General features: G+C 61.7%; 11 protein-coding genes and 1 pseudogene. 3 read left to right on the plus strand and 9 right to left on the minus strand.

Translation table 11 applies throughout. The annotated features are described in order from the left end of the window. Nucleotides 1–229: 229 nt before the first annotated feature. Complete coding sequence (locus OKB81_RS03245) at nt 230–1,468, plus strand: multifunctional CCA addition/repair protein (protein ID WP_045522083.1); 1,239 nt, start codon at nt 230–232, stop codon at nt 1,466–1,468. A 101-nt stretch (nt 1,469–1,569) separates the two neighbouring features. On the opposite strand, the gene OKB81_RS03250 is transcribed toward OKB81_RS03245, so the two are convergent. Both OKB81_RS03250 and OKB81_RS03255 read right to left on the minus strand, forming a co-directional pair. Next, complete coding sequence (locus OKB81_RS03250; protein ID WP_010675737.1) at nt 1,570–2,835, minus strand: inorganic phosphate transporter; 1,266 nt, start codon at nt 2,833–2,835, stop codon at nt 1,570–1,572. A 25-nt stretch (nt 2,836–2,860) separates the two neighbouring features. Then, on the minus strand, nt 2,861–3,541 hold the full coding sequence (locus tag OKB81_RS03255; protein ID WP_010675736.1) for a TIGR00153 family protein: 681 nt from the start codon (nt 3,539–3,541) through the stop codon (nt 2,861–2,863). 169 nt (nt 3,542–3,710) lie between these two features. Between OKB81_RS03255 and OKB81_RS03260 the strand changes: the two genes are divergently transcribed. Further along, on the plus strand, nt 3,711–4,664 hold the full coding sequence (locus OKB81_RS03260) for a CYTH domain-containing protein (protein ID WP_160836652.1): 954 nt from the start codon (nt 3,711–3,713) through the stop codon (nt 4,662–4,664). Nucleotides 4,665–4,741: 77 nt separating this feature from the next. On the opposite strand, the gene OKB81_RS03265 is transcribed toward OKB81_RS03260, so the two are convergent. From OKB81_RS03265 to hslR, 7 genes are all read right to left on the minus strand, one after another. Further along, nucleotides 4,742–5,212, minus strand: coding sequence for a glycine zipper 2TM domain-containing protein (locus tag OKB81_RS03265; protein ID WP_010675734.1), 471 nt, complete (start codon nt 5,210–5,212; stop codon nt 4,742–4,744). A 131-nt stretch (nt 5,213–5,343) separates the two neighbouring features. After that, on the minus strand, nt 5,344–5,796 hold the full coding sequence (locus tag OKB81_RS03270; protein WP_041211723.1) for a GNAT family N-acetyltransferase: 453 nt from the start codon (nt 5,794–5,796) through the stop codon (nt 5,344–5,346). 137 nt (nt 5,797–5,933) lie between these two features. Then, complete coding sequence (locus OKB81_RS03275; RefSeq protein ID WP_160836650.1) at nt 5,934–7,736, minus strand: aminopeptidase P family protein; 1,803 nt, start codon at nt 7,734–7,736, stop codon at nt 5,934–5,936. Nucleotides 7,737–7,769: 33 nt separating this feature from the next. Next, the gene (locus OKB81_RS03280) at nt 7,770–8,435 is read right to left on the minus strand and encodes a GntR family transcriptional regulator (RefSeq protein WP_029314822.1); all 666 of its coding nucleotides are present in this window, start codon (nt 8,433–8,435) and stop codon (nt 7,770–7,772) included. Nucleotides 8,436–8,608: 173 nt separating this feature from the next. Beyond that, nucleotides 8,609–10,234 carry a phosphoenolpyruvate carboxykinase (ATP) gene (gene pckA, locus OKB81_RS03285; RefSeq protein WP_069784268.1) on the minus strand — a complete coding sequence of 542 codons (1,626 nt, stop codon included), beginning with the start codon at nt 10,232–10,234 and terminating at the stop codon, nt 8,609–8,611. A gap of 149 nt (nt 10,235–10,383) precedes the next feature. After that, complete coding sequence (gene hslO / locus OKB81_RS03290) at nt 10,384–11,268, minus strand: Hsp33 family molecular chaperone HslO (protein WP_160836648.1); 885 nt, start codon at nt 11,266–11,268, stop codon at nt 10,384–10,386. A 104-nt stretch (nt 11,269–11,372) separates the two neighbouring features. Further along, entirely contained in the window at nt 11,373–11,771 is a 399-nt protein-coding gene (gene hslR / locus OKB81_RS03295; RefSeq protein ID WP_010675728.1) for a ribosome-associated heat shock protein Hsp15, read from the minus strand. 216 nt (nt 11,772–11,987) lie between these two features. Between hslR and exeC the strand changes: the two are divergent. Continuing rightward, nucleotides 11,988–12,836 (plus strand): annotated as a pseudogene (gene exeC, locus OKB81_RS03300) (GspC family type II secretion system variant ExeC). Nucleotides 12,837–12,855 lie beyond the last annotated feature (19 nt).

The following is a 12,855-nucleotide window of genomic DNA, read 5'->3' on the forward strand; positions in this document are numbered from 1 at the left end:
AAGGATCTATTCCATTGTTATGGGCGGCAGGTTAAAGCCTCCCAAAAGGGATGTCAAAGACCCGGATACCATAAGGGGAGCTGGCTCGAACCACGGGCTGACTCACCCAGGACGATGGCGGAAAGCGGCCGCCCGGCCGAGTGATGACGAGCCCGGTGCGGCGGGGGCACATCGTCTCTCTTGGCCAAAAGCGGTATCATCGGGGCAAGTTTATCGAGGGAGAGTGCGCGTGCAGATTTATCTGGTAGGAGGGGCGGTACGGGATCGCCTGTTGGGATTGCCCCAGGGGGATCGGGATCACCTGGTGGTCGGCGCCACGGTGGAGCAGATGCTGGGTCTCGGATTCACCCAGGTGGGCCGAGACTTTCCGGTCTTTCTTCACCCCAAAACCCAGCAGGAGTACGCCCTGGCGCGCACCGAGCGCAAGCAGGGGCAGGGTTACACCGGCTTCGTCTGCCATGCCGCCCCCGAGGTGACGCTGGAGCAGGATCTGCTGCGCCGGGATCTCACCATCAACGCCATCGCCGAAGATGAGGACGGGCAACTGCACGATCCCTACGGCGGCGTGCAGGATCTGGAGGCGCGGTTGCTGCGCCATGTCTCGCCGGCCTTTGCCGAGGATCCCCTGCGCATCCTGCGGGTGGCGCGCTTCGCCGCCCGTTTCCATGCCCAGGGGTTCGTGGTGGCCCCCGAGACGCTGGGGCTGATGCGCGAGATGACGGAGGCTGGAGAGCTGGCCCACCTGACCCCGGAGCGGGTCTGGAAGGAGCTGGAAAAAGTGCTGCTGGGGCCGACACCCCAGATCTTCTTCGAGGTGCTGCGCGAATGCGGCGCACTCAAGGCGCTCTTCCCCGAGCTCGATGCCCTGTTCGGGGTGCCGGCCCCTGCCAGATGGCACCCGGAGATCGACACCGGCATCCACACCATGATGGTGCTGGCGCAGGCATGTCGTCTCTCCCCCGAACTGACCGTGCGCTTCGCGTCCCTCTGCCACGACTTTGGCAAAGGGCTGACTCCGCCCGCCTTCTGGCCGAGCCATCACGGCCATGGCCAGAAGGGGTTGCCGCTCATTCGGGATTTTTGCGAGCGCTTCCGGGTGCCGAACGAGTGTCGCGATCTGGCGCTGCTGGTGAGCGACCTGCACACCCATATCCACATTGCCTTCGAGCTCAAGCCCGCGACCCTGCTCAAGGTATTCGACAAGGCCGATGCCTGGCGCAGACCGGAGCGCTTTGCCCAGCTGCTCGATGCCTGTCGCGCCGACTTCCACGGTCGTACCGGCTTCGAAGAGAAGGTCTACAGTCAGCCGGACTATGTCGCCGAGGCCCTGGAGGCGGCGCAGGCTGTGCCGGTCAAGGAGATAGTGGCGGCAGGCTTCAAAGGGGAGGCAATCCGCGAGCAGCTTGCCAAGCGGCGGCTCGATGCCATCAGCCGGGTGCGCGACGAGTGGACCTTTATCGAGGAGTAAACGCCGCAGCCGATCGACGCTCAATCGACGGCGTGATATGGGCGAAGCATAAAAAAGCCCGGGTCAATGACCCGGGCTTTTTGTCGTGCGGCGTAGGCTGCTCAGGAGAAGCAGGCCTGCAACACGTAGAAGATGGCGATGGCCAGGATGGCGCCCGCGGGCAGGGTGATGACCCAGGAGACCACGATGTTGCGCAGCACGCCCAGGTTCAGGGCCGCGATGCCCCGTGCCAGACCAACGCCCATGACGGCACCGACCAGGGTCTGGGTGGTGGAGATGGGCAGACCGGTGCCGGAGGCGATCACCACGGTGGCGGCGGTGGCCAGCTGGGCGGCGAAGCCACGGCTCGGGGTCAGGTGGGTGATGCCGGTGCCGACGGTCGCCATCACCTTCTCGCCCATGGTGGCAAGACCGATGACGATGCCGATGCCGCCAAGGGGCAGGATCCACCAGGCGATGTGGGAGCTGCCGCCGATCTCGCCGCCGGCCGCCACGATGGAGGCGACTGCAGAGAGCGGACCGATGGCGTTGGCCACGTCGTTGGAGCCGTGGGCGAAGGCCATGGCACAGGCGGTGATGATCATCAGGATGCCGAACACCTTCTCCACGTTGGCGAAGTGCATCTTGCTGTCATCTTTCGGGTTGTACTGCTGGCCGCGGATATAGATCCAGCCGGCAAACGCCACCGCGATGGAGATGGCGACGGAGAGCAGGACGCCCTCGCCATTGCTCAGGTGCAGACCGACGTGGGTCAGCCCCTTCTTGATGGTGACCAGGCAGATGACCAGGGACGTCAGGAACATGTAGAAGGGGACATAGCGCTTGGCGTTGTCCAGGGGGTTGTCCGTGTTGAAGATGAGCTTCTGCACGCTGATGAACATGAAGTAGGCGATGATGCCCGAGATGGCCGGCGTGATGATCCAAGAGCCGACGATGCCGCCAAACTTGTTCCACTGTACCGCTTCCGGACCTATGCTCACCACGGCGAAGCCCACGATGGCGCCGATGATGGAGTGGGTGGTGGAGACGGGCCAGCCGAAATAGGAGGCCAGGATCAGCCACAGACCCGCAGCCAGCAGGGAGGCGATCATGCCGAGCACCAGCAGATCCGGCGTGTCGGCAAAGGCGTTGCTGTCGATGATGCCGCTGCGGATGGTGGCCGTCACTTCGCCACCGGCCAGATAGGCACCGGCAAATTCAAAGATCATGGCGATGATGATCGCCTGACGGATGGTCAGGGACTTGGTGCCGACCGATGTGCCCATGGCGTTGGCGACGTCGTTCGCACCAATGCCCCAGGCCATCAAAAAGCCGAACAAGGCCGCCACGAGCACCAGGGTGGTGCCGTAATTTGCGATAATGTCCATTAGTAGTGTTTACCCAGTCAGTCGATTACGAACGAGCCAGCATCAATTCCAGACGGGCGCCAACGCGCTCTGCCTGATCAGCCAGGTCACCTACCCATTCGAGGATCTTGTAGAGGAACATAACGTCGATCGGATTGTATTTGTGCTCAACGGCTTGCAGCTGTTGGCGCAGTCCGATCTGCATGGTGTCAGTATCGTCCTCGATGAGATCCAGCTGGTGGATCATCTCGGCAACCATTTCAACTTCACGTCCTTTAAAGCCGGTTTCAAGCAGCTCATCGAGTTCTCCGATGGCTTTTTCGGCTTGGGCGGTCGCATCGATACAGCGTTTGAGATAGGCCATGAAATCGGCGCGCATCTCGGTGGGGAATTCCATCTTGCGGCCAAGCATGCGACCGGAAATATCCTTGGCACGGTTGGCAATCTTGTCCTGCTGGGTCAAGAGCTCCAGCAGATCGGTACGGGCGACCGGCAGGAACAGGCCGCGGGGGAGTTTCAAGCGGATTTCGCGCTTGAGGATGTCCGCTTCTTTTTCCAGCTGGGCGATCTGTTGCCGGATCTTCTCGGCATCTTCCCAGCGGTCTTCGGCAACGGCATCAAAGAAGGGAATGAGCTGTTCGCAGCACACGTGAACCTTGACGATATGCTTCTGCAGCGGCTTGATGGGGGACTTGGCAAAAAGACCCAAAATAGTATTTACTGGCATGGCCAAACCTGTGTCGGTGAAAAAACACTCGATACGATTTTATGAGGGGCGCATGGTAACCGAACTGTGCCATCAATAAAACCGTGAATTAATCGTGAACTGTCGCTGGCATTATATCCTCGCGACCCTGAACATGCCCCCCAAAGTTGCCCGCCAGCCCGGAATGACTATGCAAACTGAGATCGAGATAAAGTTTTTCGTCACCAGCAATATTCAAGAATCCCTATCCAACCTTCTGAATTCACTAGAAATTATCTCTTCCAATCAAGCCGCTCTTGGCAACGTCTATTTCGACACGCCCGATCTGGGTTTGCGTGGGCTCGAGATGGGGTTGCGCATTCGTCGCAGCGATGATTTTTCCGAGCAGACCATCAAGTGCCGGGGGCAGGTCGTGGGCGGATTGCACGCCAGACCCGAGTACAACACCCCGGTAGAGGGAACCATTCCGACCCTGTCTGCCTTTCCTACCGATATCTGGCCGAGTCTGGCGGTGCGCGATGAACTCCAGAGCCGTCTGGTGGCCCAGTTCAGCACCGATTTCCTGCGCCGCCACTGGCTGATCGCATTCGGAGATGCCGAGATCGAGCTGGCCTGGGATCAGGGGGAGATTGCCGGTGTCCTGGGGCGTACCGGGATCGACGAACTGGAGCTGGAGCTGAAATCCGGCGATGCCCGCGCCCTGTTCACCCTGGCGAGCAAGCTGGCGGCGCAGGGAGGATTGCGGCTGGGTGCCCAGTCCAAGGCGCAGCGCGGATACAGGCTGGCTGGGCTTGGCAAGCCACTGGCCGTGCAGCCCCTGCAAAGGATTGAGGGCAAAGATCAGAAGGCCAGCATTACCCTGGGTCTGCAGCACTGGCAGCATCATGAGCAGCTCTGGCTCGAGAGTGGCGATGCTGGCGAACAACAACGGGCGCTGCATGCCCTGCTCGAGGGGGTATCCCTGGTTGCCGAGGCGGCAGGCACGCTGACGGTGCCACCCTCCTGGCTGGCCGACCTGCAGGCGCAACAGCGTCTGATGATGCAGGTGGCCGGGGATCGTGCATCATTGCATGCCCTCTTCCACCATGCCGACCTGGTGGGCCTGCAGTTGTCCATCGCGGCCTGGCTGCATCTGGGGGAGTGAATCCTCGGTGGTGCAGAGCGCAAAAAGGTGAGCCCGGGCTCACCTTTTTTATGGCAGTTGCACCTTGAGCGGCGCTATTAGTTCACCACGGCCACGTTGATGGTGCCGTTGCCCTGGGTCATGCGGACCCGGGCACCAGGCACAAAGGTGGGGCTGGCCTTTTGTACCACCACGATGGATTCGCCGTTCTCTTTCTTGATCTCGAGCTCGACCCCGTCTACCTGGTTGAGTTTGTCCCCTGCCGCCTTGCCGGCCGCCGCACCCGCAATGGCGCCACCGGCCGCCGCGATGTCACTGCCACGACCGCCGCCTATGGTGCTGCCGAGCAGGCCGCCGACCACGGCACCGCCAATGGTGCCGATCAGGGAGTTCTCATCGGCCTGGATCTTGACGGGGCGGGTGGAGAGGATGGTGCCATAGCTGACGGTCTGTACCTGCTTGGCGCGATCCTTGGTGTAGACATCGCCGGAGTAGACGTCGCTGTTGGCACAGCCGGTGATGGCGGTGGTGGCCGCCAGCAGGGTGACGAGAGCAATACGTTTGAACATGATGGGCCTCCTGGGCGGGCATCGGATTAATATGGTGATGAATTGCACTTTACGCCAACCAGATTGCGCATTAAACCCGCAAAGTGTAACCAATTATGTGGCCGGAAGACTCCCGTGCCGGTGGTGGATGGTCAGATCAGGGCTTTTTCCAGCAGCAGGCGATCCTCGCCCGGCCCGAAGTAGCCTCTCTCTTCTGCCAACTGCTGATAACCCAGCCTTAAGTAGAGGCGCTGGGCCGGATTGGCGGGATCCACGGTCAGCCTCACCCGGGCAACCTGCAAATGCGCCAGAGCCTGCTCCACCTGCAACATCATTTGCTCGGCCAGGCCGAAGCCGCGCGCTTCGGGACGCACCGCGAGGGAGAGCAGCCAGCCCTGCGACCGATCCTGACCAAGCCCCCCCAGGGCATAGCCCATCAGCCGGCCTTCCCGCTCCGCGACGACCAGCAGTTCCGGCCACAGATCCATGGCCTGGCGAAAGAAGAAACCGGGGTAGACATCCTCGCCGAAGACATCGGCATCTATCTGCCAGATGGCGTGCATGTCGGCGTGGGTGGCAAGGCGCAATACGGGGGACGAGTGCATCGGGGCTCCTCTCATCGGGTCTCTGCTGCGGGGCAGCCAAAAAGGAGGCACAGGGTAGAAGGGGCGGGGAGTCGATGCAAGGGGGGCATTTGTGGCATGCCGCGGATAAAGAAACAGGGCCCGCAGGCCCTGTGTCATCAGAGGAGGCTGGTCGCCTGCTCCAGCCAGGCGAGATCCTCGCCCTCCAGCAGCGGGCTCAGACGGCGGTAGACCTCCGCATGGTATTCGTTGATCCAGCGGAACTCCGCCGGGCTCAGCAGGCTGCGATCGATGAGGCGGATATCGAACGGCACATAGGTCAGTCGCTCGAAGCCCAGCATCGTCAGCTCGCCACGGGCTTCCTGCTCGGTCACCACCACCAGGTTTTCACAGCGGATGCCGAAGGCATTTTCCCGGTAGTAGCCCGGCTCGTTGGAGAGCACCATGCCCGGCTGCAGGGCCACCAGGCTGCCCTTGGGGGCGATGCGCTGCGGACCTTCGTGCACGCTGAGGAAGTGGCCGACCCCGTGGCCGGTGCCATGATCGTAGTTGTAACCGGCCTGCCACAGGGGCATGCGGGCCAGCACGTCGAGCTGGATGCCGGCAGTGCCACGGGGGAAGCGGGCCTGATCCAGGGCAATATGACCCTGCAGCACCCGGGTAAACATGGCCCTGTGCTCGTCGGTCACCTCACCCACTTTGACGGTGCGAGTGATGTCGGTGGTGCCGTCCAGGTACTGGGCGCCGGAGTCCACCAGATAGATGCTGTCCTGGCCGAAGGCGCGCGGGGTACCGTTGGTGTGGCGGTAGTGGCACATGGCGGCGTTGGGGCCGAGTGCCGAGATGGTGTCGAAGCTCGGCTCCACATAGTGCTCCTGCTCGTGGCGGAAGGCTTCCAGCTGGTCGGCCAGGGTGCCTTCGTCCACACCGTCGAACTCGCCGCTGGCGATCAGCCGATCCAGCCAGGCCAGGAAGCGGGTGACGGCAACGCCGTCGCGCAGGTGGGCGGCACGCATGCCGGCCAGCTCCACGGGGTTCTTGCACGCCTTGGGCAGCATGGTGGGATCCTGGCCGGCCACCAGAATGGCACCCGCCTCTTCCATCACGAGCTGGGTCCAGGCGTTGGCGGTGTTGGGGTCGGCCAGCACCTTCTGCTGATCCTCGCCGATGCGCTGCAACACGTCACCCAGCTTGTCGATGGGGTAGACGGAGACATCCTGCCCCACGTGCTGGCTGAAGGCGAAGCAGTCGATCTTGTCGGTATCGACGAAGAAATCCATGGTGGTGTTGGCGTAGAGCACCGCAAAGCCCAGCACTACCGGCAGACGTTCCACGTCGCGACCACGCAGGTTGAGCAGCCAGTTGATGGGCTCGGCCTGGGTCAGCAGCACCGCATCCAGCCCGCGCTTGCGCAGATCGCTGGCCAGCATTTCGCGCTTGGCCTGGCTGGACTGGCCCGCCAGCTCCTCGCTGTAGAGGATGACAGGGCTCTTGGTCGGGGCGGGACGATCGCTCCAGTGCAGATCGATGGGGTTCTCGTCGATGCGCACCAGCTCGATGCCGCGCTCGGTCAGCACCGCCTTGGCATTGTGATACCAGGCCAGGCTGTGCAGGCGGGCATCGAAACCGACCCGGGAGCCTGAGGGCAACTGCTCCGCCAGCCACTGCACGTGGGGGTCTTCATTGAGGTGGAGAAACTCGAACAGCTCGGCCGGCGCCTGCATGCGCGCCTGCACGGTATAACGACCGTCGATGAACAGGGCCGCCCGATGCGCCATGATGATGGCGAGCCCGGCGGAGCCGTTGAAACCCGTGATCCAGTCCAGCCGCTCGGCATAGGCGGGAATGTACTCCCCCAGATGCTCGTCGTCGTGGGGAACGATGAAGGCGTCCAGCTCCAGCGTGGCCAGTGTGGCCCTGACCTGGGCGACGCGGGTTTCAATAATCTCGAAATGGTTCATGTCGTTATTGCCAGCTTGTGGTGATGTGAGTGTTCATTGATGGTGGCCGCTTGCCAGGATCTGTCTGATCGACTGGCCTGCCGCCTCGATGTGTTGCTTGAGCAGTACCACTGCCTCGTGCTTGCGCCGGGCGCGGCACAGTTCAAGGAGTCGGGCGTGCTCCCGCTCGGCCTTGTCCACGCCGCCTTGGGCGAACAGCAGTTCGAAACGCACATAGCGGTCGCAGCTCAGATTGATCTGGGCGATCAGTTCCAGTGCCTGGGGGCGATTGGCTGCCTGGTAAAGGGTGGCGTGAAAGCGGTGATTCAACTCGGCCCAGTGTTCGATCTGGGTGCCAGACTCCAGCGCCAGATCAAACTGGGCGAGGATGGCTTGCGCCTGGGCGAAGGTCTCCTCCGTCATCAGGTCGACAGCGTGGAACAGGGTATCGGCTTCGAGCAGTGCCCGCAAATAAAAGAGCTCCTCGATGGCCGAGGCATCCAGCATGGTCACCACGGCGCCGCGATGGGCCTCGAACTTCACCAGCCCCTGGGCTTCCAGTTGCATCAGGGCTTCCCGCACCGGGATGCGGCTCACCGCCAGCTCCTTGGCGATGGCGTCCTGGCGCAGGGGGGCGCCCGCAGCAAACTCGCCACGCAATATCCGGCCGCGGAGGTTCTCCATCACCATCTGGGTTCGGGTCTTGTAAGGTGGGGTCATGCTGGGGTCACGGGCAGGTTGCAAAATTGTATATTGTATAAAGTTTGGCTGAATCTAACGCGCAAGGGCCGTCAAGGCAAGGCTTGGCGGGAGCCATATGCCGCGCATCGGCCAAAAAAATACCGGCCAGCAGGGCTGACCGGTACGGGATTGTGAGACGCGAGGCGCGTTTCTTACAACTGCGGGCCCGCCGCGACCAGGCGTTTGCCTTCGTCGTTGTCGGTGAAGCGCTCGAAGTTCTTGATGAAGCGCCCGGCCAGATCGGCCGCCTTGGCATCCCACTCGGCCTGGTCGGCGTAAGTGTCTCGCGGATCCAGTATGGCGGGGTTGACGCCCGGCAGCTCGGTCGGCACTTCCAGGTTGAACACCGGCAGTACCTTGGTCGGCGCCTTCTCGATGGAACCATCCAGGATGGCGTCGATGATGCCACGGGTATCCTTGATGGAGATCCGCTTGCCGGTGCCGTTCCAGCCGGTGTTGACCAGATAGGCTTCAGCCCCTGCCGCTTCCATCCGTTTCACCAGCTCCTGGCCGTACTTGGTCGGGTGCAGGCTGAGGAAAGCCGCGCCGAAGCAGGAGGAGAAGGTCGGGGTCGGCTCTGTGATGCCGCGCTCGGTACCGGCCAGCTTGGCGGTAAAGCCGGACAGGAAGTGGTACTTGGTCTGCTCCTTGGTCAGCTTGGCGACCGGGGGCAGCACACCGAAGGCGTCTGCGGTCAGGAAGATCACCTTGGTGGCGTGACCCGCCTTGGAGACCGGCTTGACGATGTTGTCGATGTGATAGATGGGGTAGGAGACCCGGGTATTCTCGGTCCGGGAACCGTCGTCGAAGTCGATGGTGCCATCGGCGGCCACGGTCACGTTCTCCAGCAGCGCATCGCGGCGGATGGCGTGGTAGATGTCCGGCTCGGCCTCTTCGGAGAGCTTGATGGTCTTGGCGTAGCAGCCCCCTTCGAAGTTGAACACGCCGTGATCATCCCAGCCGTGCTCGTCATCGCCGATCAGCTGACGCTTGGGATCGGTGGAGAGGGTGGTCTTGCCGGTGCCGGAGAGGCCGAAGAAGATGGCCACGTCCCCATCCTTGCCCACGTTGGCGGAGCAGTGCATGGAGGCGATGCCGCGCAGGGGCAGGAAGTAGTTCATCATGGAGAACATGCCCTTCTTCATCTCGCCACCGTACCAGGTGCCGCCGATGAGTTGCATCTTCTCGGTCATGTTGAAGGCGACGAAGTTCTCGGAGTTGAGACCCTGCTCCTTCCAGTTCGGGTTGGTGCACTTGGCACCGTTCATCACCACGAAGTCCGGTTTGAAGGCCTTCAGCTCCTCTTCGCTCGGGCGGATGAACATGTTCTTCACGAAGTGCGCCTGCCAGGCCACCTCGGTGATGATGCGCACCGCCAGGCGGGTGTCCGGGTTGGCGCCGCAGAAGCCGTCCACCACGAACAGACGCTTGCCGGAGAGCTGTTTGGTGACCAGCCCTTTCAGATGTGACCACACTTCCGGGGTAATCGCCTTGTTATCGTTTTTACCCTGGTCAGACCACCACACAGTATCCTGGGTAGTGGCATCTTTGACGATATATTTATCTTTAGGTGAGCGGCCGGTGAAGATGCCGGTGTTGACGTTGACGGCGCCAAGCTCGGTGACGACGCCACGCTCGAAGCCCTCAAGGTCTGAGCGGGTCTCTTCAGCGAAAAGCTGCTCATAGGAGGGGTTGCGAACGATTTCCTGGCTGTTTTTGATACCGTATTGGTCCAGCTTCAGTTGTTGGGCCAGGGTGGGTTCTACCACGATTGTCATTGTATTCTCCTGGGTTCAGAGGTGTGTAGGGTTCTATCTGACGTTCATGCTACCACCTAGGTGGTAGTTTTTAGCGATCGCCATCAAACTTTATAAAATAGGGTATTTTTTTGTTATTTAAGTTAAAGGCGGGTTTTGCCCGCCTTTGATTAGTGTAACTGGTTTACATCATTACCGGGAGCCCTGCTGAACAGGGTTTCGATGTCTATCCCGTCGAATTCGTAGTGGGCGCCGCAGTAATCGCAGTGCATGTCGATCTTGCCGAGCTCCTGCACCATGGATACCGCTTCTTCCTTGTCTATCTGCAGCAAGGCCCCTTCGCAACGGGCGCGGGAGCAGGTGCAGCGGAACTCGATGGCCTGGGGATCGAACACCCGTACCTTGTCCTGGTGGTAGAGGCGGTAGAGGATCTCTTCCGCGTCCAGACCGAACAGCTCTTCGTCCTTGATGGTGGTGGTGAGCTGGACCAGGTGGTCGAAATCTTCGCTGTGATCCTCGCTCTGGGCCGGCAGCTCCTGCAGCAGGATGCCCGCAGCACGGGGCTCGCCCTCGTGGTGGCCGGTGCGGATCCAGAGGCGGGTGGCGAGTTGTTCGGACTGGGCGAAGTAGTGCTCCAGACAGGCCGCCAGGGTGTCGGCCTCCAGGGCGATGATGCCCTGATAGCGCTCTCCCTGATCCGGGGTGATGGTTATGACCAGATGGCCGTTGCCGATCAGGCTTTGCAGCTTGCCGTCCGTCGGCAGTTCCCCTTCGTAGCGTGCCACGCCGCGCAATTGCTGGTTGTTGTCGCCGTTGATGACGGCCAGACGTACCGGACCGTCCCCCTGCAGCTGCACCGTGATGGAGCCTTCGAACTTGAGGGTGGCGGTCAGCAGGCTGGTGGCAACCAGCAGCTCGCCCAGCAGGTGCTGCACCTGTACCGGGTAGTTCTGGGCGTCGATGATGTGGCGGTAGGTACGATCCAGCTGGACCAGCTCCCCACGCACTTCGTACTCTTCGAACAGATAGCGATACAGGAGGTCTTGGTTACTCATCATGGTTTCCTAGGATGTTCTTGGGGGAAAATAAACACATTGTTAAACAGGTGGTTAGGAACTAATTCCTCCACCTGTCGTCATAAAGGGGCCACAGACGCGGATTAGGATTGCTTGACCCGGATAAGCTGGCGTCGCTCCTGCTTGTCAGGTCGGCGCTCCGGGCTTGGGGCAAACTGGCTGTTGAAGCGGCGGGCTTCGCTGTTTTCGGCCCGTTTCTTCAGGCTGGCCTCTGTCTCTTCATAGAGTTGCTGGGCCAGCGGGGCGGATTTGCGCTGCTCGCTCACCTCGAGCACCCGCACCTCCCGCTCGTCCTGGCCTTGCCAGAATCGCACCAGGGCGCCGACCTCGACCGCCTTGCCCGGCTTGGTGCGCTGGCCGTTGTAGTGCACCTTGCCGCCGTCGATCTGATCCCGCGCCAGACTGCGGGTCTTGTAAAAGCGGGCGGCCCACAGCCACTTGTCGAGACGGACCTGAGTGCTGCTTTGTGCTGGATTCGACATGGATCGGCTCCGGGATGGCTGAAAAGGTGCCTGATTATACCAGAGGCGGGCCCCGGGATAGAAACAGGGGGCATCCGGGTGTGACGGAAACTGAATTTTCACCCCTTGGTCCCATCCGGTCGGTTGTCTCTGGGTCCATTGCCGTACACAATAGCCAACCGACTTGGATGCCAGACAATTTTGAGAAAGATGACGCTACCGTTCAGGGATGATTTGTTGACTTCCCTTCTGGCTCGCTGCAAGGCCATGCCACTCTCCCGTTTCAGCCAGCCCCTGTTCTGGCTTCTGCTGCTGTTGCTGGCCCAGCAGTGTGCCGTGCTCACCTGGCGCCTGTACGAACTGGCCCAGCACGCTCCCCTGACCCCCTGGCAACCCTCGGTCACCTCGGTGCAGGGGAGTGGCGGCGATCGCCTCGATCTGGGCAACCTCAGCCGCCTCTCTCTCTTTGGCAAGGCGCTGCAACCCCAGGCGGACAAGGCGGCAGAGACGGTGGCGGCGGATGCCCCGAAAACCCAGCTCAACGCCCAGCTCAACGGGGTGCTGGCAAGCTCGGATCCCGCCAAGTCCATCGCCATCATCGCCCACAACGGGACACAGAACTCTTACGGCATCGGGGACTACATCGACGGTACCCAGGCCAGGATACGCCAGGTGTTTGCCGATCGGGTCATCATCGCCCGGGACGGCCGTGACGAGACCCTGATGCTGGACGGGGAGGAGTATGGCAAGCCCCTGCCCAAACCGGCCCGCTAGGAGGGACTCTCCTCCGTGCGCAGCGAACTGCTGGGCAACCCGGGCAAGATCACCGATTACCTCAATATTTCTCCGGTCCGGGTGGACGGTCGCATGACCGGCTATCGCCTCAACCCGGGTCGCAATCCGGAACTGTTCAATCAACTCGGACTGGTCGCCAACGATCTGGCGGTCAGCATCAACGGCCTGGATCTGCGTGACAATGCCCAGGCCATGCAGGCGATGCAGCAGGTGGCGGGCGCCACGGAAATGACCGTCACCGTCGAGCGGCAAGGACAGCTCTACGACGTCTATGTCGGCTTGTCAGAATAATGAATTGGAGTAGCACCAA

This window comes from Aeromonas sp. QDB56 (assembly GCF_027705505.1).
Classification (GTDB): domain Bacteria; phylum Pseudomonadota; class Gammaproteobacteria; order Enterobacterales; family Aeromonadaceae; genus Aeromonas; species Aeromonas caviae.

Bases quoted from the DNA above. Each gene is read 5' to 3' on its own strand.
- OKB81_RS03250 (WP_010675737.1), bottom strand. From the start codon at position 2,835: ATGGACATTATCGCAAATTACGGCACCACCCTGGTGCTCGTGGCGGCC.
- OKB81_RS03255 (WP_010675736.1), bottom strand. From the start codon at position 3,541: ATGCCAGTAAATACTATTTTGGGTCTTTTTGCCAAGTCCCCCATCAAG.
- OKB81_RS03260 (WP_160836652.1), top strand. From the start codon at position 3,711: ATGCAAACTGAGATCGAGATAAAGTTTTTCGTCACCAGCAATATTCAA.
- OKB81_RS03265 (WP_010675734.1), bottom strand. From the start codon at position 5,212: ATGTTCAAACGTATTGCTCTCGTCACCCTGCTGGCGGCCACCACCGCC.
- OKB81_RS03270 (WP_041211723.1), bottom strand. From the start codon at position 5,796: ATGCACTCGTCCCCCGTATTGCGCCTTGCCACCCACGCCGACATGCAC.
- OKB81_RS03275 (WP_160836650.1), bottom strand. From the start codon at position 7,736: ATGAACCATTTCGAGATTATTGAAACCCGCGTCGCCCAGGTCAGGGCC.
- OKB81_RS03280 (WP_029314822.1), bottom strand. From the start codon at position 8,435: ATGACCCCACCTTACAAGACCCGAACCCAGATGGTGATGGAGAACCTC.
- pckA (WP_069784268.1), bottom strand. From the start codon at position 10,234: ATGACAATCGTGGTAGAACCCACCCTGGCCCAACAACTGAAGCTGGAC.
- hslO (WP_160836648.1), bottom strand. From the start codon at position 11,268: ATGAGTAACCAAGACCTCCTGTATCGCTATCTGTTCGAAGAGTACGAA.
- hslR (WP_010675728.1), bottom strand. From the start codon at position 11,771: ATGTCGAATCCAGCACAAAGCAGCACTCAGGTCCGTCTCGACAAGTGG.